This window comes from Lamprobacter modestohalophilus (assembly GCF_016583905.1).
GTDB lineage: Bacteria > Pseudomonadota > Gammaproteobacteria > Chromatiales > Chromatiaceae > Lamprobacter > Lamprobacter modestohalophilus.
Genome location: NZ_NRRY01000059.1, coordinates 1 through 20995, shown reverse-complemented (window position 1 = coordinate 20995; position 20995 = coordinate 1). Strand labels below are relative to the sequence as shown.

Annotated in this window: 29 protein-coding genes; 18 read left to right on the top strand and 11 right to left on the bottom strand. The window is 63.2% G+C overall.

All coding sequences use genetic code 11. The features are described 5' to 3' along the window. Nucleotides 1-155: 155 nt before the first annotated feature. Nucleotides 156-737, bottom strand: coding sequence for a YqiA/YcfP family alpha/beta fold hydrolase (locus CKO42_RS22480; protein WP_200249349.1), 582 nt, complete (start codon nt 735-737; stop codon nt 156-158). 165 nt (nt 738-902) lie between these two features. Here CKO42_RS22480 and CKO42_RS22475 point away from each other — a divergent pair, with 165 nt between their 5' ends. The 3 genes from CKO42_RS22475 (at nt 903) to CKO42_RS22470 (ending at nt 2726) form a co-directional block, all read left to right on the top strand. Beyond that, on the top strand, nt 903-1988 hold the full coding sequence (locus tag CKO42_RS22475) for a hypothetical protein (RefSeq protein WP_200249346.1): 1086 nt from the start codon (nt 903-905) through the stop codon (nt 1986-1988). Between the two features lie 97 nt (nt 1989-2085). Next, nucleotides 2086-2214: a hypothetical protein gene (locus CKO42_RS28040; RefSeq protein ID WP_274608951.1), complete on the top strand. Its 129-nt coding sequence runs from the start codon at nt 2086-2088 to the stop codon at nt 2212-2214. A gap of 44 nt (nt 2215-2258) precedes the next feature. Next, a complete protein-coding gene (locus CKO42_RS22470) occupies nt 2259-2726 on the top strand; it encodes a LexA family protein (protein ID WP_200249345.1) in 468 nt (155 codons plus the stop codon). 18 nt (nt 2727-2744) lie between these two features. Here CKO42_RS22470 and CKO42_RS22465 read toward each other — a convergent pair whose 3' ends face one another. Next, nucleotides 2745-3641, bottom strand: a complete 897-nt coding sequence (locus CKO42_RS22465; RefSeq protein ID WP_200249344.1) for an HAD-IIA family hydrolase — start codon at nt 3639-3641, stop codon at nt 2745-2747. A 130-nt stretch (nt 3642-3771) separates the two neighbouring features. Between CKO42_RS22465 and CKO42_RS22460 the strand changes: the two genes are divergently transcribed. From CKO42_RS22460 to blaOXA, 9 genes are all read left to right on the top strand, one after another. Beyond that, nucleotides 3772-4383, top strand: a complete 612-nt coding sequence (locus CKO42_RS22460) for a hypothetical protein (RefSeq protein WP_200249342.1) — start codon at nt 3772-3774, stop codon at nt 4381-4383. Then, entirely contained in the window at nt 4380-4646 is a 267-nt protein-coding gene (locus CKO42_RS22455; protein WP_200249340.1) for a hypothetical protein, read from the top strand. The genes CKO42_RS22460 and CKO42_RS22455 overlap by 4 nt, the downstream gene beginning before the upstream one ends. A gap of 220 nt (nt 4647-4866) precedes the next feature. Further along, nucleotides 4867-5109: a type IV toxin-antitoxin system AbiEi family antitoxin domain-containing protein gene (locus tag CKO42_RS22450; RefSeq protein WP_200249339.1), complete on the top strand. Its 243-nt coding sequence runs from the start codon at nt 4867-4869 to the stop codon at nt 5107-5109. Between the two features lie 99 nt (nt 5110-5208). Next, a complete protein-coding gene (locus CKO42_RS22445) occupies nt 5209-5673 on the top strand; it encodes a lysozyme inhibitor LprI family protein (protein ID WP_200249338.1) in 465 nt (154 codons plus the stop codon). Nucleotides 5674-5691: 18 nt separating this feature from the next. Continuing rightward, nucleotides 5692-6504, top strand: coding sequence for a ProQ/FINO family protein (locus CKO42_RS22440; RefSeq protein WP_200249336.1), 813 nt, complete (start codon nt 5692-5694; stop codon nt 6502-6504). Between the two features lie 70 nt (nt 6505-6574). Further along, on the top strand, nt 6575-7315 hold the full coding sequence (locus CKO42_RS22435) for an outer membrane protein (protein WP_200249334.1): 741 nt from the start codon (nt 6575-6577) through the stop codon (nt 7313-7315). 86 nt (nt 7316-7401) lie between these two features. Next, entirely contained in the window at nt 7402-7767 is a 366-nt protein-coding gene (locus tag CKO42_RS22430) for a CidA/LrgA family protein (RefSeq protein WP_200249332.1), read from the top strand. Further along, nucleotides 7760-8116 carry an LrgB family protein gene (locus CKO42_RS22425; RefSeq protein WP_242479616.1) on the top strand — a complete coding sequence of 119 codons (357 nt, stop codon included), beginning with the start codon at nt 7760-7762 and terminating at the stop codon, nt 8114-8116. The genes CKO42_RS22430 and CKO42_RS22425 overlap by 8 nt, the downstream gene beginning before the upstream one ends. Nucleotides 8117-8297: 181 nt before the next feature. After that, the gene (blaOXA, locus tag CKO42_RS22420; RefSeq protein WP_200249363.1) at nt 8298-9050 is read left to right on the top strand and encodes a class D beta-lactamase; all 753 of its coding nucleotides are present in this window, start codon (nt 8298-8300) and stop codon (nt 9048-9050) included. Nucleotides 9051-9574: 524 nt separating this feature from the next. On the opposite strand, the gene CKO42_RS22415 is transcribed toward blaOXA, so the two are convergent. From CKO42_RS22415 to CKO42_RS22405, 3 genes are all read right to left on the bottom strand, one after another. After that, on the bottom strand, nt 9575-10543 hold the full coding sequence (locus tag CKO42_RS22415; RefSeq protein WP_200249330.1) for a hypothetical protein: 969 nt from the start codon (nt 10541-10543) through the stop codon (nt 9575-9577). A 244-nt stretch (nt 10544-10787) separates the two neighbouring features. Further along, entirely contained in the window at nt 10788-12026 is a 1239-nt protein-coding gene (locus CKO42_RS28340; RefSeq protein WP_200249327.1) for a PcfJ domain-containing protein, read from the bottom strand. Beyond that, complete coding sequence (locus CKO42_RS22405) at nt 12023-12775, bottom strand: MBL fold metallo-hydrolase (RefSeq protein ID WP_200249326.1); 753 nt, start codon at nt 12773-12775, stop codon at nt 12023-12025. The genes CKO42_RS28340 and CKO42_RS22405 overlap by 4 nt, the downstream gene beginning before the upstream one ends. A gap of 83 nt (nt 12776-12858) precedes the next feature. Between CKO42_RS22405 and CKO42_RS22400 the strand changes: the two genes are divergently transcribed. Next, a complete protein-coding gene (locus CKO42_RS22400) occupies nt 12859-13176 on the top strand; it encodes a hypothetical protein (RefSeq protein WP_200249325.1) in 318 nt (105 codons plus the stop codon). A 10-nt stretch (nt 13177-13186) separates the two neighbouring features. Here CKO42_RS22400 and CKO42_RS22395 read toward each other — a convergent pair whose 3' ends face one another. Beyond that, complete coding sequence (locus CKO42_RS22395) at nt 13187-13570, bottom strand: PH domain-containing protein (RefSeq protein ID WP_200249323.1); 384 nt, start codon at nt 13568-13570, stop codon at nt 13187-13189. A gap of 251 nt (nt 13571-13821) precedes the next feature. Continuing rightward, on the bottom strand, nt 13822-14280 hold the full coding sequence (locus tag CKO42_RS22390) for a hypothetical protein (RefSeq protein ID WP_200249321.1): 459 nt from the start codon (nt 14278-14280) through the stop codon (nt 13822-13824). A 52-nt stretch (nt 14281-14332) separates the two neighbouring features. Here CKO42_RS22390 and CKO42_RS22385 point away from each other — a divergent pair, with 52 nt between their 5' ends. From CKO42_RS22385 to CKO42_RS22375, 4 genes are all read left to right on the top strand, one after another. After that, entirely contained in the window at nt 14333-15493 is a 1161-nt protein-coding gene (locus CKO42_RS22385) for an ATP-binding protein (protein WP_200249319.1), read from the top strand. Between the two features lie 381 nt (nt 15494-15874). Beyond that, nucleotides 15875-16207, top strand: a complete 333-nt coding sequence (locus CKO42_RS22380; RefSeq protein WP_200249318.1) for a DUF7317 family protein — start codon at nt 15875-15877, stop codon at nt 16205-16207. Next, the gene (locus tag CKO42_RS28760; RefSeq protein ID WP_476737484.1) at nt 16207-16929 is read left to right on the top strand and encodes a PIN domain-containing protein; all 723 of its coding nucleotides are present in this window, start codon (nt 16207-16209) and stop codon (nt 16927-16929) included. The genes CKO42_RS22380 and CKO42_RS28760 overlap by 1 nt, the downstream gene beginning before the upstream one ends. A gap of 165 nt (nt 16930-17094) precedes the next feature. Continuing rightward, nucleotides 17095-17544: a DUF123 domain-containing protein gene (locus tag CKO42_RS22375; protein ID WP_200249316.1), complete on the top strand. Its 450-nt coding sequence runs from the start codon at nt 17095-17097 to the stop codon at nt 17542-17544. Here CKO42_RS22375 and CKO42_RS22370 read toward each other — a convergent pair. Then, nucleotides 17536-17838: a metallophosphoesterase family protein gene (locus CKO42_RS22370; RefSeq protein WP_200249314.1), complete on the bottom strand. Its 303-nt coding sequence runs from the start codon at nt 17836-17838 to the stop codon at nt 17536-17538. The genes CKO42_RS22375 and CKO42_RS22370 overlap by 9 nt on opposite strands. Nucleotides 17839-18008: 170 nt before the next feature. Between CKO42_RS22370 and CKO42_RS22365 the strand changes: the two genes are divergently transcribed. Next, nucleotides 18009-18659: an alpha/beta family hydrolase gene (locus CKO42_RS22365; RefSeq protein WP_200249313.1), complete on the top strand. Its 651-nt coding sequence runs from the start codon at nt 18009-18011 to the stop codon at nt 18657-18659. A gap of 259 nt (nt 18660-18918) precedes the next feature. Here CKO42_RS22365 and CKO42_RS22360 read toward each other — a convergent pair whose 3' ends face one another. The 3 genes from CKO42_RS22360 to CKO42_RS22350 form a co-directional block, all read right to left on the bottom strand. Then, entirely contained in the window at nt 18919-19452 is a 534-nt protein-coding gene (locus tag CKO42_RS22360; RefSeq protein WP_338034983.1) for a WbuC family cupin fold metalloprotein, read from the bottom strand. Between the two features lie 89 nt (nt 19453-19541). Continuing rightward, on the bottom strand, nt 19542-19886 hold the full coding sequence (locus CKO42_RS22355; protein WP_200249311.1) for a YebG family protein: 345 nt from the start codon (nt 19884-19886) through the stop codon (nt 19542-19544). Nucleotides 19887-20160: 274 nt separating this feature from the next. Next, nucleotides 20161-20995: nucleotidyltransferase domain-containing protein (locus CKO42_RS22350; RefSeq protein WP_338034982.1), on the bottom strand; the 835-nt coding region annotated here is incomplete at its 5' end.

The window sequence follows — 20995 nt, the reverse complement described above, 5'->3', positions numbered from 1 at the left end:
GGCAACCAGACGGACGCCGCCCGAGTGACTGCCGGCGAGTTCAGCCATTGTTCGATAGAACCGCGCCAATGCCCAAGCAGTCCGCTCGCTATCGCGCTCGACAGCTCGGCGCACTAGCGCTGCCAACGCTCTTGCACGACAGCGCAGCTTGAGCATCAGTTGGGCCTTTCGCTGACCCTTGCGATGAAATCCGCCAGCGTTTCGGCATAGTCCTCGGTATTCGCCAGCTCATGGCCGCCACGCGGAAGCACCAGCCTCTCACCGCCAACAGCCAACGCCTGAGTCTCCTGCGCGTCGACCACCTCATCATCCTGCGCGACCACGATCAGACCCGGCACCGACGGATCTACCGGCTCCTCCTCATACGCCCTATAGGCGAGGGCATCCTCCAGCGTCCAGTCGAAGCTCGCCTCGACATCAAAGCGTTGCAAGCGGCCCTGATAACGCGCCAGTGTTGCCGACGGGCGCAAGGCCGGATTCAAACCGATCCAGGGGTGGCCGTGCCGAACACCCAGGTAACGCGCCCAAAACCCGCCCAGGCTACTGCCGACCAACAGGTCGGGCATGGGCGAGCGGTTCAACGCCGTCTCGGCCGCGCGCAGATAATCTTCAGGCCGATAGCCGCCCTGCGTCGCCAGACAACGGACCTCATGGCCGAGTGCACGCAGCAGGTCGACCTTGGGGCTCTTGGGCTTCGGCCCGCTGGCAAAGCCGTGCAGATAGAGGATCAGGGCCATGGTCAAGACTCCGGTTGCGGGGGAGAACAGCGGTGACGGTGGCTTGGCGGACGCTAGGGCTGCAGAGTCGGCGCGTTCTGCGGCATCATCGGCGCATTCTGCGGCATCATGCCGGCTTTGACGCACCTGGCTCAAATCGCCATCGCCTATCCGATCCGGCCGCCCATGATTGACCCCATCCAAAAGCCCGCCTATCACTGGCTGCTGCATCCAGACAGCGCCCGTGCTGTGGCGAACTACCGCCAGCAACTGGTCGAGCAGGGCTTGGCCCAGGCCGGTGCCTACCTGCGAGAGCAACTGAGTGATCAAGCCCCCGACAGCCTCAGCGAGGCCGCCTTCCTCGAGCACCTGATCAACACCAAACGCCCGCTGATCTTCGCCGAGTCGGCGGTCTATGGCGATGGGCGCGACTGGTCACCGACGGAGCTGTCGCTGCTCGGTGATCTGGGTTTTGCTGTGCCAGTTCGGATCTTCGACGACGGGCGCCATCACCGTCCAGCCGTGCATCCCGAGCCGCTGTCGGGAACGCTCCTGTTCATCCCTGGAGCCCTGCTGCGCAATGGCCGTGGCTGTGTGCCGGCAGATTGGCCGGCGGTGACGCGAGACGATCAGCTCGACTCGGTCGGCTACCGTGCCCTCTACGAACGCCGCCTGCTGCCGCTGCTGCGTTACGCGGATCGCGATGCCGCCGAGCGCGGACAATCGGCCCTGATCACCGTCCCCGGACTCGGCTGTGGTCAGTTCGCCGGTCCCTTTGCTGGGAGGCTCGGAGAACAACTCAAGCAGGCCCTGATCGCACTGCTCAAGCGCCATGCCGCGCAGCTGCCGCACGTCCGCCTGATTTACTACGACCCCTACAGCGAATGCCGCAATGAGCAGCATGCGTTCGGACCGCTGCCACTGCGTGTGCGCCCGCTCCTGCAGGGCAATGTCGAGCGCCCGCAGCTTTGTGCGCCGAGTGCCTACGCCGAGCCCGGCGATGACCTCAGCGACTGTCGGCTCTACAGCATCGTCGCCTGGGACCCGGTCTCTTGGCCGGGCAACGATTACTGGGGCGGCGCACGGATGACCGACGACGGGGTCAAGGCTGCCGCGAGCGATCTGATGCGCGCCATCACTGGGGTCGAAGGCGCTTATGACACGGGGGCGAGTGGTTATCAGCCACCAGAGCCCTATCCGACCTGGGAGGCCCTGGTACAGGATCAGGATACGCAGCTGCAGTTGGTCGATCGGCTGCAGATCCTCGGCTGATCGGGTGCGTGCGTGTTCAGTCCTGCAGGTCCGCCGCTTCGATCAGCGGCGCTGTCCTCTAACAGCGACACCGCCCGGCGCGCTGAGGAGGGAATGCATGCGCACGACAACAGAGGTCAACAAGCCGCTCAAGGTGATCGATCTGCAGCACATCCGCAAAGCCTTGGCAGACAGAGACGATCAGGACATGCTCTCAGTCCGTTCAGCTGCGTCTTGTGGCCGCTGACACCCCGACCACCAGCAACCCTCTCACCACCTGAGGAACGCCGCATGTCCGCTCAGACCACCTACCTGATCCCCAAGCGCAGCCGTCCGACCTGGACGCCCGCCCTCGAGCCCCTGGATCTGGAGACCGAGGTGGCGGTTGAGCTACCGCTACTCGGCTACGTCAGCGCTGGCCGACCGGTGGAGACGCCCGAAGACAGCCAGACGGTCAAGGTCCCGAGCCATCTCGCGCGCAAGGCCAGCTATGCCCTGCGGGTGCGCGGGCATTCAATGATCGATGACCAGATCCAGGATGGCGACATCATCCTCGTCGAACAGCGTCAGACGGCGGAGAACGGCGAGACTATCGTCGCGCTCATCAACAACGAGCGCGTCACCCTGAAGCGTTTCTATGTCGAGACCGATGGCATCCGCCTGCAACCGGCCAACCCGGAGGTGGCGCCGATCTATCTCAAACACGAGGAGCTGGAGATCCTGGGGATCGTCACCGGCGTGATGCGGATGACCGAGTGATGGATTGAGACCAATCGTTCAAGTGCTGGTCGGAGCACTGGCGCGGTCCGCAGCGGCTGGGCTGGATTCGACCTCAAGCGACGGCAGGACCCAAGTCGGACGGACGGCCGTCGCTGCCCTGCCGGACGCGGGTGCCAACCCGGTACCGACCAAGACCGCATCGATGCCCGCGGCCTTTGCCCCAGCGATATCGGTGGCGAGCTGATCGCCGAGCATCACCAACCGCGTGACACCGAGCTGGCGACGGGCGATCTCAAACAGCGCCGGGGCGGGCTTGCCGAGTCGGACGAAGCCGATGCCCTGATCGGGCCACCGCTCGCGGATGATGGCCTCGAGCATCGCCGCCAAGGCCCCGGCGGTGAGGCCGACCCGCCCGGGCGCCACCGGATAGATCAGGTCGGGATTGCAGAGCAACAGCCGCAACGGCAGACCGGCATCGAGTCGATGCAGCAAGAGGCTCGCGGCCAGGTCCATGTGCTCGGGCCAGCGCAGATCCTGCTGATCGGCGATGATGAGCGCCTCGGCCTCGAGCGCATCCTCGAACGGCACCGGGATGATGCCCGCACGCTCGGCATAGCGACGTGCCCCGGCTGGACCTAGGACCAAGGCCCGTATCCCGCGCAGATCACCACTGACCTGCGGCTCGGCCAACAGCGAGCCCGAGGTCAGGATGCGCTCGGCCGGGATCGACAGCCCAAGAGAAGCGAAGGTCTCACTGAGTTCCTCCGGTAGACGACTGGCAGCATTGGTGAGCACCCGCCAAGGACAGCCGGTGCGCTCCAGCTCCTCGAGCAAGGCGGCCGCACCGGGCAGGGCGCGCTCGCGATCGACCAGCACGCCATAGGCATCGAGCAAGAAGCCCTCGTAGCGGGCACGCAGGGAGGGCAGGTCAATCAGCGGTGCAAGGTCTGTCATGGGCGTCTCGCCTTGAGTGATCCCGTATTATCGTCGAGCCATCCACAGGCGATCGATCACCATCATCGCTGTTTGACAGCCTGGCGGCGGCACCGGCACTGACAACAGGCGGCTCTTCTGGCACACCATCATGACCGACATCGATCCTGTTCACATCCACACCTACTCCGGCATCGCCTTTGATCTGCGTGATCCGCAGCCGGCGATGGTCCGCCTGGATGACATCGTCCATTCGCTCTCGTTGATGAACCGCTTCAACGGTGCCGCCCTATTTCCCTACAGCGTCGCCCAGCACTCGCTGCACGTCGCTGAATTGGTGCCAGCCGAGTTACGGCTCGAGGGCCTGTTGCACGATGCCGCCGAGGCCTACATCGGCGACATGGTCAGCCCACTCAAGCAGGTGATGCCCGAGTATAAGGCCGTCGAGGCACGCATCAGCGCTGTTGTCGCCGAGGTCTTCGGTCTGTTCTATCCCGAGCCAGCCGCGGTCAAGCAGGCCGATCTGGCGGTGCTCGCGGCCGAGCGCGAGCAGGTGCTCGGACCCTCCTATGGCCCTTGGTTCAAGAACTTCCCGGCGCCGGCGCCGATCAGCATCCGACCGCGCGACTGGTTGGAGGTCAAGGCGAGCTTTGGGCAAGCCCTGCAGACCGAGATCACCAAACGCCGCGCCGCAACCGATCCACGCCGGACAGATGCGGCCGAGTCTTTGAGCGACCTCAGGCTTCAGGAGGTGAGGGTATGACAAAGGCACAAGACTCAGCGGACCAGGCGGCGCTGGACGGGCCGCTTGAGACGCTCGAGGTGATCGACCTTCAGCTCATCCGCAAGGCGCTCGCCGATGCCCAGGGCGAGCCGACCGAGGCGGCACGTGCGCAGGCCTTTGTCGCCGCGCTCTCGGCTCTGCTGCTGATGAGCGGGGATCGCGAGCTCGGCAACGCAATTGGCGCCCTGATCGGGCTGCGGCCGCTCGATGCCGAGGCGCTGGAGCGGTTGATCACGGGCTGAGTCTCTGGGGAGTAGCACTGCTTCAATCGCTGAGCCATTGTTCACGAACGACCCCTCACTGGTCCGCTGCGGATGCCCGGAAACGTCCATCACCGGGCATCGTTTTTGACCGCTGGCGCGCGAAGATGGGTGACCTCAGCTCTTGGAAGTGCTGAGTCAGGTGGCCTGACCCAGGAAACCCTGGCAGAGACAAAACGCGCGACAGCACGCTTTCAGGACGATGCGGCCTCGCCAGCTTACGGCGCTGCTGCAGAGCTGCCGCAAGATCAAGCTTAGACGTCTATTCTTCGTCTTCGCCGACCGTCACAAACATGCCTGGCGCGAGCGCCTTAACCCCGACGACTTCAGCCTCGGTACGGGTGACCGCGCCCTGATAACGGGCGGCAAGATCCATCCGCGCTACCGTATCGTGGTTCCGCCGGAATTCGTCGATATCCCAACGGCAGATGCCGATGGCCCGTGACGCCTAGCGTGTTCAGTCGCTGCTGCAATCGTTGTCATACTTGCGCGAGCGAGTGCTGAATGAAGACAAGTCTGTTGCCGTCAGAGACGAATGTCGCCCATGAAAACCATCAAGTTGAAGAATCGGATTTGCAATGGCTTGGCCGCCGTCGCGGTCGTCGCCATCCCCGCGGGGGTGCAGGGCACGGGGCTGCTATCCTCCCCGCAAGCCGCACCGCCAACCACCCAGCTCGACATCAACCAACAGGCCGATGCGAGGTTCCAGCAAGCCGATGCAGCGCTGAACCGCGTCTATCAGCAGATCCGCCGCCAGTATCGCGATCAACCCCGCTTTCTGAACAAGCTCAAGGCTGCCCAGCTTGCCTGGATCCGGTTTCGTGATGCAGAGTTGCAGGCACGCTATCCACCGACGGAAGATGGCGACCCTTCTGTCAGCTATGGCTCGATGTATCCGACTTGCTACGCCTCGGTAATGGAGCGCCTGACGCGGGAACGCACGGCACAGTTACGCAAGTGGCTGGATGCTGTACCCGAAGGCGACGTCTGTACTGGCTCGAGGCGGTGACAGGATGAGAGAGAGTCCGTGCGGCCGTTCACCGAGCGCGAGGCGATGTTTCCCGACATGACCAGTCCTGAACCGATACAAACCACTGCCGAGCCGGACCAGGCGCCGCAGCAGGCGTTGCCTGAAGGCATTGAACCCAGGGATTTGCTCCGACGCTTTCCGGCCTGCTTCGATCTCGCCAACCCGCGCCCGCTCAAGCTCAAGGTCCATAAGGACATGCTCAAGCCGCTGGCGGCTGAGTTGATCCTGACCGAAGGCGCCAGCAAAGACCAGCGGGCAACGGCCCAGTGGGTGCTGAGCCGCAAGCTCAAGCAAGCGCTCGCCCACTACTGCAGCCAGCCAGCCTATCTGGAAGCGATGCGTGAAGGCGCACCCCGTATCGACCTTTATGGTACGCCCGCTGGCGAGGTCAGCGCCCGCCACGCCGAGCGCGCTTCGGCATTGCTGCGTGGTGAGACCAAGCCCCGCAAGCCGCCCTCGGCGAAGCCCCCCATACCGCCCCTACCCAAAGACGCCCCACTGACGGAGGACGCCATCGTGCCCGGTCGCCTCGAACTGACCCTGAAATTCAACCAGCTGCCCAAGGCGGTACCGATCAAAGACGGCATGAAGATTGGCATCCAGACCGACAACGCGCTGGTGGTGGCCACGCTGCGCCCGAAGGCCTGGAAGAAGCTGACCAAGGCCAACAGTGACTGGCCGCAGTGGGTCGCAGCCCTGAGCGGCACGCTCGGCGCCCAGGTGCCGACGGACAAAGGGCCAGCGATCATCCTGCAGGAGCCGAACCTGCAGGTCTTCGAGAAGAAGCCGAAACCGGCGACTCCGGCGTGAGGACGCAACGATGACGATGACAGCCCGGTTCGGGAAGAGGCAACGGCTCCTGTGCGCGTTCGCTTGCGCGATGCTGCCAGGACTGGGGGCGACGGCTGAAGCCTCGGACTGGTATCTACGCGCTGCCCTGGGTGTTGAGCAGTCCAACGATGCGGAGTTCTTCGACCGCGATTGCGCCTCACAACAGCCAGCCGCGCTGTTTGGCTGTGTCCGGGGTGACGACGGACGACCGCTCGGCGCCTATGGTGACTTCGGCCGCTATCCGCTGCTCGAGGTCGCGTTTGGCAAACGGTTGCTGCCCTGGCTGCGAACGGATCTGTCCCTCGGCTACCGCTTCGACAGCGACTACCAAGGCAACGCCAACTTCCTCTCGGTGGGGACGCACGAACCGGTCTCTGCGGACTTCGAGTCTTGGAGCGGCATGGTCAATGCCTTCGTGGATCTTGCGCCACTGATCGAGGCGGATCTTGGCCGGTTTCAACCCTTTGTCGGCGTCGGCGCGGGCTTGGCCTACAACCAGCTTGGAAAGGTAACCTACCGCTTCCCGCAGAACCCCTACCGGCACAAGCTCAGTGTGACCCCGGGCGGTGAACGGACCAGCTTTACCTATCGGCTGACCGCCGGTACCGGTATCAGGCTCACCGACAGCCTGATGCTGGACCTCGCCGTCGCTTACACCGACCTCGGCAAGGTCGGTACGAACGCGGGTGTCATGGCGATGAACCATGTTCCGATGGGTATCCCGATCGACGAAACCGAGACGGATCTACGAGCCCTTGGGGTCAGTGTCGGGCTGCGTTACGGTTTCTGAGGCTTGGCTGGATGCGCGGATGACAACGCCGACGAGGACCTTAGCCGCGTCCGTCTCAGTGCGACCACGGAGCGGCGGCATCGCCCATGCTTGAAGCGCTGCTGCTGATCCTCCTCTGCCAGCTGCTCGGCGAGACCTTGGTCCAACTGGGCGCGCTGCCGATCCCCGGACCGGTGCTCGGCATGCTCCTGCTGCTGGGCTGGCTGTTCGTGCGCGGTGGCGTCGCCGAGGAGGTCGGTCGCACCGCCGATACCCTGCTCGGCCATCTGTCGCTGCTGTTCGTGCCCGCCGGCGTCGGCGTCATGCTGCACTGGGAGCGGGTGCGCGAGCACTGGCAAGCGCTCGCGCTGGCCCTGATCCTCGGCACCCTGATCACCCTGGTGGTCACCGCGCTGACGATGGCCGGCATGCGTCGCCTACTGGCTTGGCGGCGGAGACCGACCGATGGTTGAAGGTCGTCTGAACGAGATCTGGGTCTATCTGGCCGCCTCGCCGCTGCTGTGGCTGACCGCGACCCTGACCTGCTACCTGATCGCGCTACGCCTCTATCGCCTGACGGGGAGCACGCCGCTGCTCAACCCGGTCATGGTCGCCATCGCGCTGCTGATCGGGCTGCTCTGGCTCACCGACACCCCATACCGGATCTACTTCGAGGGGGCTCAGTTCGTGCATTTCCTACTCGGCCTCGCCACGGTCGCACTCGCCATCCCGCTCTATCGCCAATGCCATCGGCTGCGTGCGCTCGCGCTGCGCCACCCATGGGCGCCTTCGCTGGACTGGCGATGGCGCTCTCGGCCTTGACCACGGCGCTCTTGTTGCCACCGCTGCTGAGCTGGATCGGGCTCTCCTGAGCCGCGCCTTCCCGCGACGCGTCAACCCTCAACGCTCGAGGACCACTGCCATCATGACCCGTCGGCCAACATGGCCATCCGACAGCACAAGACCGACGCTCCGAGTGCGGCCGCGCTGGCTGCTGCTGGCCATGCTGATCCCCGTCACCCCCGTCCAGGCCGAGGACGCCGAGATCGCCGCGTTGTTCGCCGAGGCGGGCGTGCAAGGCACCCTCGTCCTTGCCCGTCTCGATGGCCAAGCGGTCATCCTGCACAACGCAGCACGCGCCGAGCAACGCCTGCCGGTCGCCTCCACCTTCAAGATCTTCAACACGCTGATCGCCTTGGAAGAGGGCGCGATCAGCGGCATCGACGAGGTCATGCCCTGGGACGGCCGCCCGCATCCCTATCCGGACTGGAACCAGGATCAAACCCTCAACAGCGCCTTTGCCGTCTCCTGCGTCTGGTGCTATCAGCGCCTGGCCGAGCGTATCGGCGCGGAGCGCTATCGCGTCCATCTGGCGCAGGCCGACTATGGCAGGCTCGATGAGCCCTTTGTCACAACCGAATTCTGGCTCGACGGCAGCCTGACCATCAGCGCCCAGGAGCAGGTGCGCTTCCTGCGCCAGGTCATCGAGCGCCGGCTGCCCTATCGCCCAGAGACCTACGCCGGCATGCGCGCGATCATGTTGGCCGAGGAGGGCAGGGACTATCGCCTCTTCGCCAAGACCGGTTGGGCCGCGCGCGCGACACCTCAGATCGGTTGGTACATTGGCTATGTCGAGACAGCCGATGCAACCTGGATCTTCGTCCTGAACATGGACATCCGCGATGAGTCCGAGCTGCCCTTGCGTCAGGCGCTGTCCCGCGCGAGCTTGCAGGCGAAAGGGATCATCGCCGAATGAGCCTGCAGCGCAGCTGGATGGCATTTCGAACGCTGGCCACTGCTGGCGTTCGGCACCTTTGAGCGTGATCGACGTTCTGTCGCTGTTGGGGCTCCTCGCAACGGCCGCGTTTGCAGCCAAGATCAAAGGCAGGCGACACGCCTCCTCGAGGATCAGCGCGCAGAGGATACGCCAAGATCGACCGGTTGATCAGTCAATCGGGCTTCTCCGTCTGTGCTCCGTTTTGTGAGCACCCATTGATCAGGGTCCCCTTGATGAACAACCTCGACGTCTTCTCTGTGCGCGATCTGCGCACCCGATCGGGTGACCTCTTGCGGGGGCAGGTCAATCAGGGGTGCAAGCGCTGTCATCGGCGTCTCGCCTTGAGTGATCCCGTATCATCGTTGAGCCGTCCACAGGCGATCGATGACCATCATCGCTGCTTGACAGCCTGAGTGTTGTCTCCTAGAGCCAAGCGTCTTTCGTCGAGAACAACACAATAGCGCCCGGAGCGGTGTCCGCCTGCTCCGGGCGGCCTGTCTACGCTATACCCCCAAAGCATGCCGACCTTCTTTTGAATGCGGCAAGCTCGCCGCTACATCTGGAAACCCTTCCAGGAAAATCACGTTATTCCGATGATTTCGATACGATAGAAAAATATATTCGTTCCAATAGTTGCGGCTCAAGCCGAATTTCATCAAATGATCATAAGCCAATTCCTCAGTGTCTTGATGGATCTTGGGTAGGTTTCTCTTGAAGTAGGCCAGCCAGTCATCTTCAACAGAAGACAGAAACGCCCGCCCTGGACCTAACCTGCCCAAGACATACGGCGTCGTGAAAACGAGCGAATAGTCAAATATTGAGTTTTCAAAGGGTGGTGGCAGTAGACGGACGAACCAGATTTCCCCAATGTTGCCCACATAGCCGCTCGCCGATAACGCTTTTACCTCGCGATTCGTTATCAATTCACGCAAGAATACAAATCGGCCGGATGCACCTTCATGCCGATAGATTCCCATCCTTGACGTCTGCATCGTCTCAAACAGGCTTGTCAACCCATCATCAACATGTTGGAATATCGCAAAATCCGTCGCGATCGTAGCCAAGGTTTCTGTCTTCGCACCGGAAGAACATAAATCAAAAGATCCCCAGCAGGTGAAATACGACACGGTGAGCGGACTCATCGGCGGGCTAGACGGCATATACCCTTCCAGCGCTTCGGCATAGGCATCTGCCAATTTGTCTACCATCGGCAGTTCAGCGATCTGCTCAATAAGGATGGACAGTTGATTCTGAGCATAGATGTACAAGCCATGCAGTGGATCGTAATCCGTCAGTTTGTCTTTCGAGATCACTGTCCTTTGATAGTCTTCAGATCTTAATCTGGCTTCTCTCCAATCGGCGATGTTTGTCACCTTCTGCTGGAGGTGTTGCCGAGCTGAGGCGATCACTTTTCTCGCGAGTGGACCTCTACCGGTACTCGTGGCCTTTTTGGATTGTGCTTTTCTTTTCATCGCTCGTTCACGTCATGTTTGCAGAGATACTCCAACCGAGCATGTCTGAGTGACTCGCAATCGTAGCATGACGATCGTTGACGTCCCCTGCTGGCCGATTGCGACCGATCGTCAAGCCTGATGCGTCTCACGTCTCCGAGTCTGTGTTGCCGCTGCTGTGGCGGCGAACGAAATGGACATCGCCAGCGCGGACGATTCCGCGCATCGACCATAAGATCCTTCGAGCGACGTCCTGCGCCTCGCATCAAGACCGCCCCGCCTTCAATTGCTCATGCAGCCACTGCTCCACCGCCGCCTGCGCTTGCGGGCATGGCGCTTGGTTGGCAAAGCCCTTCAGCTGATCCAAGAACACATCACCACCGTCGCGCAAGCGTAGCCCCAAGGTCAGCCGTTCCGGCTCCAACACCTTGTAGACCGCATACTGGCCGTCGTAGACCCGATCGGTGTAGGAGGCCACGCAATGGCGCATCGATTGGGTTTCCAGCTGCAGCGCATCCGGCGTCGTGATCGCCTGAATGGACGCGGTATCGGCAAACGGGGCTGGTGGAAAGGCGAGCAGGTGGCCGCTAGCATCGAAGCGTCGGTGGTGGTTGCCATCCTGCTCGATCTGCTCGACGATCAAGCGCTCATGCAGCCGCCGCACCTGCGACGGCCGATCGCAGCGGCGCAGCTCCCGCAGCGCTGCCTCGCCACCCATGCGCAGGCTGTCGTTGATCCATTCGCGCAGGGTTCGGTTCGAGGCCTCACAGAGCAACCGCTGCAACGGCCGACCGGCAACCCAGGGATAGTCCTCGAGGATCTTCACCAGTCGACAGCTCAACTCAGGCTCATGCACAAGCGCATTGCAGGTCGCCTCGTCGCGCAGCACCCGCAACAGCCGGTCAACCTCATAGGTATCGAACTCGCCGATGCGCAGCTTGGCGATGAGTCTGAGCACGCGACGATAGGGCGGCAGCCCCAAAGCGCTGAGGATCTCGGTCTGCTTGCGGCCCGCGATCTCGATCAGCTGATGCTCGGACCAGCCCTGTGTCTCCGCCCAGTGATGCAGCAGGAAGCAGAGCCTGACGTTGGACAGGATCAGATCCCGCATCGCCTCCGAGCGCTGCGCGAGCACCGCCAAGGCATAGCGGCGAGCCGGCAGTCTCTCCAATGCCTCAGCCAGATCCTCGGGCAGGGTCGCAAACCAGTGCCGAAACGCAGCGTCCTCATGGTCGCGTTGAAACGGCAGCCATAGATCGCGGATGCAGGCGGGTTCAAACAGCCCCTCGGCATAACGCAGGGTGGCGAAGCCCGAGGCCCAGTGACTAACCGCATGCAGGCACTCAATGCCGAGCAGTGGCGAGTAGTCGACGAGCAGAACGGCGGCGTCCGCATCCCAGGCATAGTGCAGTCTCGGGTGGTGCTCAGGACTGTCGCTGCGCGCGTGTCGGCGTTCGGCGAGCCAGGCTTGCAGCGGTGTTTTGAGGGCGTTCGGTCGACTCACCCCTGATCGCTGGCCGAGCAGGGACCGCGGAACTGTTCCGGCACGTTGGTGGGGCAGGCGCCGCAGTCCTCATTGCCCGGCACGGCAAAGTCGATCTTGCGCGGATAGGGCAGGCCGAGCCCGTCCATCAGCGCAACGAAGTCATCTTTCGAACGGCCTTGGCCGAGCCGCGGATTGCGTGCCTTCTCCTGGGCGATGCTTGAGACGCAACGCTGCTCGTAGTCGTGGCCGGGATAGACCAGGGTCTCGTCCGGGAGCGAGAACAGCTTGTTGTGGATGCTGTGGTAGAGCGTTGCCGCATCACCGGATTGAAAGTCGGTGCGACCGCAGGCCTCGATCAGCAGCGCATCGCCGGTGAACAGCAGCTTCTGCACCGGGGTATCGATCAGGTAGGCATGATGATGATCGGTGTGGCCAGGCGTGAACAGCGGATGCAGGCTCACCGAGCCGACCACGAAGGCCTCACCTTCCTGCACCCCAAGATCAGCGCAGGGCAGGTCGAGCATCTTCGGATAAGCGGTCTGGCAGCCCGAGCGCTGTTTCAGCCGCCGTGCGCCGGTGAGATGATCGGCATGCACATGGGTTTCCAGTGTTGCCATCAGGGTCAGCCCGAGATCCTTGAGCACTTGCAGATCACGCTCGACGGTATCGATGACCGGATCGATCAGGATCGCCTGGCGGCTGTGCTCACAGGCGATCAGATAGGTATAGGTGGAGGAATCGGACTCGAACAGCTGCTTGAAGATCATGCGGGAGAGACCTCTGGAGCGGGTGGAATGCGGTCATTATCATAGCTGGGTAAGACGCGTTTCCAGTAGACGGCGAAGAAGCAATGGGATTTTCCACTGAACCGACAGCCTACGAGAAAACCATCCTGTCCGATCTGCAGGGCGCCTGGCAGTGCCTGCGCGATGATGTGGCGGCACACCCAGGGTTCGAAGGCTGGGAGCGAGCGCTGTTTCACATCGACGAGGCCATGAGCTGGGAAGCCGTTCGCAACCTTCAACAGATGCAGCGGAGCCTGGTGCTCGTGCGCAACATCCTTCAGCAAGGCGATGAGGTCCCCCTTGCCGTGACGGAATCCTTGGACGCTGTCAACGGGTTCATGGACGAGACGCTGGATGCGCTCGCGCAGGGTGAGATCGATTGAGGAGCCTCGCTCACCGCACAGAGAGCACCGCAGTCGCCAGCGCCTTCTGGATCTCGGAGACGTTATCGGCGCCGCGCAAGGTCTTCTCGATCGGCTCGCTGGCCCCCGAGACCCAGACCTTCAGCTCGGCATCCAGATCGAAATGACCCGCAGTCTCGACCGAGAAGCGGGTGATCGCCTTGTAGGGGATCGACAGATACTCGACCTTCTTACCGGTCAGCCCCTGCTTGTCGATCAGCAGCAGGCGCGCGTTGGTGAAGATGAACTGATCCCGGATGACCTTGAAGGCGACCTCGATGGTCTCCTCGGCGGCGAGGATGGGTTCCAGTTCATTGGCGAGTTTGGCCGGATCGATGGTGGAGGCGTTGCCGAGGAGGCCGCTGAAAAGTCCCATGGGGTGTCTCCCGTGTTCAGGTTGTCGCGTCACCGCTGACGCTCGCTCAGGTATGTGACTCCATGTTACTCCCACGCGTCTCCTCGCTCCGCATCATGCCGTTATCATCCCCAGCGCAGAGCGCCATGCCCCGATCTGGCGTGATCCCTGAGTAGGCGTGGCAGGTCGCAGCCGCCCATCGCACTGGCTGCCGATCACCTAACAGCCATTGCGATGCGATACCCCCGGCAGCTGAATGCCGCGAGATTGGGTTAACGCGAACCCGCTTTGCGCAGCATCCAGCAGCCGATCAAGGCACCGGCTGGAATGGTCAGCCAGCCAAAGAGCGCAAGGCTAAACAGGCTGAAGACGACCGCTCCGATGATCCCCTGCAGCGGGTTCATTGGCGGTTCGCCCGCAGAGGCCCCGCCGGCGAGCCAGGTGTCATCGACCCAGGCACCCAGGATGAACAGCCACCAGCAGAGCAGGTGTGAGAGCAGCCCGGCGAGCGCGCCCGTGAACAGACCCGTTCGGCAGCGTCTTGCCTGCCGACGTTCGACCAGCCAGCGCCAAAGCCCGAAGCCAGTGACAAAAGCGGCCGTGCTCGAGTACACAGGGAAGGACTCCCAGCCGTCGCCGATCGCTGACCAGGCGACGTAGCTGCCCACGACAAGCCCCACCAGGGCAAAGCGTGCGGCAAACTGCAGACTGCTGGAGACGGGTTTGATCATCGGCTATCATCGGCGTTGGATTATCATAGAACCATGCAAATCAGAATGCGCCATGATCAAAATGCATGGATACATCCCACGCCTCGCCGAGCAGGCGCTGCAACGCGGACTCTCGCGAGCACCCGCGTTGGCCCTGCTCGGGCCGCGTCAATGCGGCAAGTCGACCCTGGCCCGCCACTGGCTGGGCGATGCGCCTGCCGTCTACCTAGATCTCCAGGATCGTGCCGATCGCGCCAAGCTCAACGAGCCTGAGCTGTTCTTCGATCACCACCGCGACGCCTTGATCTGTCTCGACGAGATCCAGTTGTTGCCCGAATTCTTCTCCGCCCTGCGCTCCGAGATCGATCGTGATCGCCGAGCCGGGCGCTTCTTGATCCTGGGCTCCGCCTCCCGCGATCTGATTCGTCAGTCCAACGAGACCCTGGCTGGGCGCATCACCCAGGTCGAGCTCACGCCCTTCCTGCTCCCAGAGGTGGCGGCTGTGGCCGACTGGAAGCAGCTCTGGGTCCGCGGTGGCTTTCCAAACAGCCTGCTGGCCGCTGATGAGCTGGACAGTCTCGACTGGCGGGAGGATTTCATCCGCACCTTCCTGGAGCGGGATATCCCGTCGCTCGGCTTCAACGTCCCGACCCCAGTGATGGAGCGCCTGTGGCGTCTGCTCGCGCACAACAACGGCCAGGTCATCAACTACAGCAAGCTGTCCGGTGCGATGGACCTGAGTGTCCCGACCCTCAAGCGCTACCTGGCGCTGCTTGAGCAGACCACCATGATCCGGCTGCTACCGCCGTTTGAGACGAATCTCAAGAAACGGTTGGTGCGCTCGCCCAAACTCTACCTACGCGATACCGGGGTCTTGCATGCGCTGCTGGAGATCGAAGACTTCGATCAACTGTTGGCCAACCCGCAAGTCGGCGAATCCTGGGAGGCCTTCGTCATCGAGCAAGTGGTCAATGCGCTGCCGCGCTGGCGTCCCTCCTTTGTGCGCACCGGCAACGGCGCGGAGATCGACCTGCTGCTGGAGCGCGGCGGCCAACGCCGGGTGTTCGAGATCAAGCTCTCCAAGGCACCCAAGCCCTCGCGTGGCTTCTATCAGCTCATCGAGGATCTCAAGCCCGATAGCGCGATGCTCATTGCGCCTATCGACGAGCCCTTCGAGTCGAGTGCCGGCGTGTGGGCCATGGACCCGGGCTCGGCGATCGCAAGCTGGCGATGACGCTGAGCGCATGGCGACCCGAGAGCGTTCTGGATCAACGACAGCACGACAACCAACACTCAGCGCCGCAATCCCTGCCAGGCCAGCAGCGAGGCCAGCACGACCATCCCCGCGAGCAGCAACGCGACCCACTCCATGGTCCAGCCCCCCATCCAGCAACAGACCCACCGACACCGGTGCCACTGCGGTGGCGAAGATCATCGCTGACTGCGCCAAGGAGCGGATCGCACGCAGCAGGAATTTTAGGCATCGCAGACGCCGCTCAGCATCCAGTCTGTTCAGCGAATGCCGAAGCGCAGGGCGCCCGATGACAAAGACGAGTCCAATCCATCTCTATCTCTGCTACGCTTTGTGAGCACACACGAATGAGAGAGCCTCTTGATGGACAACCTCGACGTCTTCTCGGTGCGCGATCTGCGCACCCGATCGGGTGATCTCTTGCGGGATGCCGAACGGGGGCAGCTGGCGCTGATCACCAAGCATGGTCGTCCTGCCATCCTCGCCGTCCCATTCGACCGTCGCTTGCTCGAGCAGGGGGTTCACCGCGCCTTGGCGCTGACGCTCTTCGAGCAGCGGCAGCTGACGCTCGCCCAAGCCGCCAAGGTCGCGGGCCTCTCGCTGGATGCGTTTATCGATCTGCTCGAGCCACTCGGCTTGCCAGTGGTCGATTATCCGGCCGACGAGTTGGTCGATGAGCTCGAGGCTGCGCTTTAATGGCTCAGGACGCCGACGCCGAGTCGAGCGGGATTGTTGTTGCGAATGCGGGGCCACTGATCGCTTTGGCGCGGGTCGATCAGCTTTCACTGCTGGCGACGCTCTACGGAGCCGTCGTCATACCCGAGCGCGTGTTGAGCGAATTATGTCTGGACTCGCATCGGCCCGGCGCCCGGTTGTTATCGGACGCCCTGACTCGAGGTGTTCTTCGCACGCACCCTTTGCCCCCTGACAGTGAGGCCGACCTGGCCCGGCTGAGCTGCGTGCTCGATGCGGGCGAGTCAGCGGCGATCCTGCTCGCACAAGCCCTCGCCTGCCGGTTCTTGCTCATCGATGAGCGCCGCGGACGCGCGATGGCCCGGCACGCGAGCGGCGCTGGCCCTCATCGCCGCAACACCAAGACAGGCTCGCCGATGAATCCAGCACGGGAGCCGTCGCGGACGGCAGAAAGGTCACCCAAACCCGCGACTCATTGCTCGCGGCATGGAGCTTCAACTGATTACCCTGCGCGTTCTTCACCGCCGCGATCCTCACGCGGATGTCATTACGCGCCTCATAGAAGTTTTTGGACCTGTCACCGGGACTGCGCACAGGGTTATCCACAACGGCTGTGGAACAATGGCCGCTGGATAGCGAGCTGCCATGGGGGCTGGAGGGCGGCGTTCTGCAGCCAAGCCTCGACCTGCAGACCGTTGGCTGGGCCGTCTGCGTCAGCCCGATGACCTCAAGTCCGCGGATCAGTCTCGGAGGCTTCGCGCTGAGCATCGCGCAAACAACCAGCAGCAGAATTTCCACAAGCGGATACAACCGGTTGCGTCACGCGATGCAGCTGGGCCAAACCACCGCCGCTGATTCTGGGCCAGCCACCGAGACCGAGCAGAATCCGCGTGAGCCATCCCACACCAACTGACAGCCGCCCCGGCACCTATGCCGTCCTCCTCGTGCCGCAGCAACAGGGGACGATACAGATCGGCCGACTGGGTCCGCTGACGCTGAACAGAGACGACGCGTGTTTGATCTACGTCGGCAGTGCCCTCGGACCCGGTGGCGTGGCCGCGCGCTGTCGTCATCATCACCGCATCGCGTCCCGGCCGCATTGGCATCTGGACGCTCTGCGTCCGTATTGCGATCTCATCGGAGTCTGGGTCACTTACGGACAGGAACGCCTCGAGCACCGCTGGGCGCAGGCCTTGAGCGCTTTGCCTGGGGCGCACTGGCCGCTGCTGCGCTTCGGTGCGAGCGACTGTCGCTGTCCGGCGCATCTGATCGCGCTGCCAAAGATGCCGAGCGACGGCTGTTTGCTGCAGACCTTGGGTGCGGGCGAGTGGCTAGAATGAGCCACCCTTTGAGTTCAGGCCGTGGATGATCGCCAGTGTCCCACCGGGTAGCATCAGGTCCTCGTGCTCGCGCAGGCCATCCAGGACCTGCGCTTGCTCCGGCGGCCACTTGGATGGAAGGTCGTTGTTTCCGATGACGGCGATGACCCGTCCCTGACGCGGCCGTAGGCGTTGCAAGACCTCCGCGTTGCCGATGTCGCCGCCGTGAACCGCCAGGTCGCTGGTCGCTACCAAGGCCTCCACCCGCGCGTCCAGAAAGCCGTGGGTATCGGCGAGAATGGCCACGCGAAGCATGGGACGGGTGTGTTGAGCTGCGTGCCAGGATCAACTCATCGCGAGCAACAACGCCCGTGAAACCGGATTGAGGTTCGCTCGGATCTCGATCGCCTTCATCGTCTTGCCGACTGCTGGTGTGGGTTGATGCTGCGGATGCGCTGGTTCACTGATCATGAGGCCGCTAAGCGATGTCTGACAACCCCGGAAACGGGTTGGATCTATTGACCGACGGGCCGCTGGATGCCGACTGGACCCTGGTTCTGGCCCATGGTGCGGGGCAGGGTATGGATTCACCCTTCATGGCGCACATCGCTCGTGCGCTCGGCCGAGCCGGGATGCGGGTGATCCGTTTCGAGTTCCCGTACATGGCCGAGATCCGGCGCACCGGCAGACGCAAACCGCCAAACCGGGAGGCGGTGCTGCTGGAGCGCTGGAATCGGGTCATCGACCAGGCGCTTGCTGCGGGTACCAACGCTCGACGCCTGCTGATCGGCGGCAAATCCCTGGGCGGGCGCATGGCCAGTCTGATCGCCGACGAGCGAGGCGCCGCTGGACTGGTCTGCCTCGGCTACCCGTTCCATCCGCCGGGAAAGCCGGATCGGCTGCGCACGGAGCACCTGCGCGGCTTGTGCACGCCAACGCTCATCTGTCAGGGCACCCGCGATCCCTTCGACACGCCGGACGAGGTCGCCGGCTATGCGCTCGCTCCGTCGATTCGACTGGCCTGGATCGAGGATGGGGATCACAGCTTCAAGCCGCGCCGGCAATCCGGGCGCACCTGGGAGCAGAACCTGGATCAGGCGACAGAGGCCGTTATCGGCTTGGTCGCGACGCTGTGAGCGCTGCCGCGCATGGCCGTGCTTGCAAGACCGGCTGCTCGGTGGCTGCCGCCCAGACGCCGCTGGTGAGGGTGCCGGCAAACATCAACAGCATCGGCAAGCCGATGATGAGGCCAAGGCCGACATTCACACTGAGCTGCTCGCCCCAAGTGCGTTCCGGTTGGCTCGCCTTGCTCGCGAATGCTGCCCGTCAGCACAGCCGGCATCATCCATTCCTGCGTGACAGCGCTGGTTGCGCTCGCTCAGCCAAGTCAGTCGTTCACCGACCTGGCCCTGAGGGCATTCCGCCCGTTTGCTTGATCAGCTCATCAAGAAACCGCGCCGACTCGGGGGTACCCTCCGCCGGAGACCACTCCGCGAAATCCTTATCCGAGCCCGGCGCGTAAGGGCCATTCTTGACCTCAAAGAGGATGGTATCGGGCTCCAGCACGATCAGTGTGTGCCAGACGCCGGGCTCGATATCGACACCAAAGGTCGCGCCCCCGGGGCGCAGGTCCAGGCACTCGAGGATGTCTCCGCGATCGTCGAACGCCACGAAGCGCACGGCCCCGCTCAGCACGATGAACGCTTCCGCCTTGGGCGGGTTGCTGTGGCGATGCGGTCGCGCATAGCTACCCGGCTGCATGGCATTGACCATCCGGTGCAGAGGCGCGTCATCGTGCTTGTGCAGCCGCTGGATGATGCGCCCGCGTGGGCTCTGCCGCGCCAGGGCCGACGTCGTGGCCAGCATCTCCGCGGTGAGCGCGATCACCGGGGCGTTCGGGGCCTCAATCGCCAAGGGAAAGGGTTTCACCTTGGTCAAGGTCGGCGTCCCCTGTGGTCAGAAGGGTTCAATGCAGGCCCACGATGCAGGCACGAGAGGGTCGTCTCCAAGCACAACACCTACGGTGCCCGCTTCAACTCGGTGATGTTGCTGTCGGCGCCGCCGGTGGGTCTCTCTGCAGTTGCTTCCGAGTGGTCGTCTCGCTTTCCGGGCGGTGGTGATGGCTCAAGCTCCTTACCCTTGAGCACCCGCTCAACGTTGCGAGCGTTGCGCGCCAGATAGATGGTCAACTCCTCAAGGTCCGCATCCGGCAGATCGGGCAGCACCTGATCATCGCGCAGCAGTTGCGCGAGCCGGTCGGCGATCTCGAGCGCCTTGTCATAGGCATCGGCAGCTTTCTTATCAGCGGTCCGCAATCGTTCTGTCCCGTGCTTGTCTTTGACGATGTATTCGATCTCGATCAACGCAGTCGACTCCGGTCACAGGAGAAGGTCCCGATTCTAACGCAACCCACCTCCGCGGCGAGGAGCAGATCGTGCGGCGCAGCCTTCTTGGTTGAGGAGGTCGACGACACAAGAGCCCGCTTGGTCAGTCAACGATGATTGGCAGCGTCGCGCAGACGCTCGATCGGCACAAGCCCAGCCTGAGCCCCGGCGCTGGATAGCTGCGGGCCGAACACGTCTGCTGGGTCGGCGCTGACTGAAGACGCGTCCTCATGGGTGTCCGTGCGCGAACGTGCTAGCCTACCCCAAGCAGGGTGTCCAACAGCAACTGATCCAGCGCCGCCTCATCAACGGGCCGCGCCAGGGGTGGTGCCACGGACGCCAGCCGTGTCAGCTCGCGGTTGATGAAGGCATTGAGGAGCGGCAGCGGTGCGCCGACCTCCGCTTCCCCAACCGAGCGCTTGATCACCAGCAACTGATCAATGGCTGCGCGTAGCTTGGGCGCATCGATCAGTGTCTGGACCAGGGTCTCAAAGCGCATCGGCACGGGTCCACGGTCCTGCTCGATCCAGAGCGTTGCCAACAACGGTCGCAGCACGTAGAGGTACTTCTTCAATCGCACCTGCTCGCGGGTCAGAAAGTCTCGATAGTTGCCACGCGCCATGTGCACATAATGATGAAACGCCCGCTCTGGCTGATAGACAGACTCAGCGAGTGCGCGCAACCGCTGCAGAAACACCGCATCAGCACGGTAGACGATCGGCGAGTCCAGCCATTCGATCAGCGTCGCGTTGCCCTTGCCGAGCAGCCCCAGGGCCTTGCGCAGCTCCCAACCGTTGATGTCGAGATCACCGGTGATCGGCTGCTCGATGACGTCGCGCTGTGGCCGCACCCGCAGGTACCAGGGCAGGGGATGGACATAGAGGAATCGCACATCGAAATCGCTATCCGGCGAGGCAAAGCCCCAACCGCGGCTGCCGGATTCGCAGGCGAAGAGGATGCGTACCCCCTTTTCTGCCTCGATCGCTGTCAGCGAGGTGAGGATCTCCGCACGGCGTTGGTCGGCTACCAATGCCCGGTCCCCGGCTCGCCCTTGAACGGGCCGACCAGCTCGTCGGTGATCCAGCCGC

What these genes read in the sequence shown, in the direction of transcription:
- CKO42_RS22480 (WP_200249349.1), bottom strand. Translation starts at nt 737, where the DNA reads ATGGCCCTGATCCTCTATCTGCACGGCTTTGCCAGCGGGCCGAAGCCC.
- CKO42_RS22475 (WP_200249346.1), top strand. Translation starts at nt 903, where the DNA reads ATGATTGACCCCATCCAAAAGCCCGCCTATCACTGGCTGCTGCATCCA.
- CKO42_RS28040 (WP_274608951.1), top strand. Translation starts at nt 2,086, where the DNA reads ATGCGCACGACAACAGAGGTCAACAAGCCGCTCAAGGTGATCGATCTG.
- CKO42_RS22470 (WP_200249345.1), top strand. Translation starts at nt 2,259, where the DNA reads ATGTCCGCTCAGACCACCTACCTGATCCCCAAGCGCAGCCGTCCGACC.
- CKO42_RS22465 (WP_200249344.1), bottom strand. Translation starts at nt 3,641, where the DNA reads ATGACAGACCTTGCACCGCTGATTGACCTGCCCTCCCTGCGTGCCCGC.
- CKO42_RS22460 (WP_200249342.1), top strand. Translation starts at nt 3,772, where the DNA reads ATGACCGACATCGATCCTGTTCACATCCACACCTACTCCGGCATCGCC.
- CKO42_RS22455 (WP_200249340.1), top strand. Translation starts at nt 4,380, where the DNA reads ATGACAAAGGCACAAGACTCAGCGGACCAGGCGGCGCTGGACGGGCCG.
- CKO42_RS22450 (WP_200249339.1), top strand. Translation starts at nt 4,867, where the DNA reads ATGCGGCCTCGCCAGCTTACGGCGCTGCTGCAGAGCTGCCGCAAGATC.
- CKO42_RS22445 (WP_200249338.1), top strand. Translation starts at nt 5,209, where the DNA reads ATGAAAACCATCAAGTTGAAGAATCGGATTTGCAATGGCTTGGCCGCC.
- CKO42_RS22435 (WP_200249334.1), top strand. Translation starts at nt 6,575, where the DNA reads ATGCTGCCAGGACTGGGGGCGACGGCTGAAGCCTCGGACTGGTATCTA.
- CKO42_RS22430 (WP_200249332.1), top strand. Translation starts at nt 7,402, where the DNA reads ATGCTTGAAGCGCTGCTGCTGATCCTCCTCTGCCAGCTGCTCGGCGAG.
- CKO42_RS22425 (WP_242479616.1), top strand. Translation starts at nt 7,760, where the DNA reads ATGGTTGAAGGTCGTCTGAACGAGATCTGGGTCTATCTGGCCGCCTCG.
- blaOXA (WP_200249363.1), top strand. Translation starts at nt 8,298, where the DNA reads ATGCTGATCCCCGTCACCCCCGTCCAGGCCGAGGACGCCGAGATCGCC.
- CKO42_RS22415 (WP_200249330.1), bottom strand. Translation starts at nt 10,543, where the DNA reads ATGAAAAGAAAAGCACAATCCAAAAAGGCCACGAGTACCGGTAGAGGT.
- CKO42_RS22405 (WP_200249326.1), bottom strand. Translation starts at nt 12,775, where the DNA reads ATGATCTTCAAGCAGCTGTTCGAGTCCGATTCCTCCACCTATACCTAT.
- CKO42_RS22400 (WP_200249325.1), top strand. Translation starts at nt 12,859, where the DNA reads ATGGGATTTTCCACTGAACCGACAGCCTACGAGAAAACCATCCTGTCC.
- CKO42_RS22395 (WP_200249323.1), bottom strand. Translation starts at nt 13,570, where the DNA reads ATGGGACTTTTCAGCGGCCTCCTCGGCAACGCCTCCACCATCGATCCG.
- CKO42_RS22390 (WP_200249321.1), bottom strand. Translation starts at nt 14,280, where the DNA reads ATGATCAAACCCGTCTCCAGCAGTCTGCAGTTTGCCGCACGCTTTGCC.
- CKO42_RS22385 (WP_200249319.1), top strand. Translation starts at nt 14,333, where the DNA reads ATGATCAAAATGCATGGATACATCCCACGCCTCGCCGAGCAGGCGCTG.
- CKO42_RS22380 (WP_200249318.1), top strand. Translation starts at nt 15,875, where the DNA reads ATGGACAACCTCGACGTCTTCTCGGTGCGCGATCTGCGCACCCGATCG.
- CKO42_RS28760 (WP_476737484.1), top strand. Translation starts at nt 16,207, where the DNA reads ATGGCTCAGGACGCCGACGCCGAGTCGAGCGGGATTGTTGTTGCGAAT.
- CKO42_RS22370 (WP_200249314.1), bottom strand. Translation starts at nt 17,838, where the DNA reads ATGCTTCGCGTGGCCATTCTCGCCGATACCCACGGCTTTCTGGACGCG.
- CKO42_RS22365 (WP_200249313.1), top strand. Translation starts at nt 18,009, where the DNA reads ATGTCTGACAACCCCGGAAACGGGTTGGATCTATTGACCGACGGGCCG.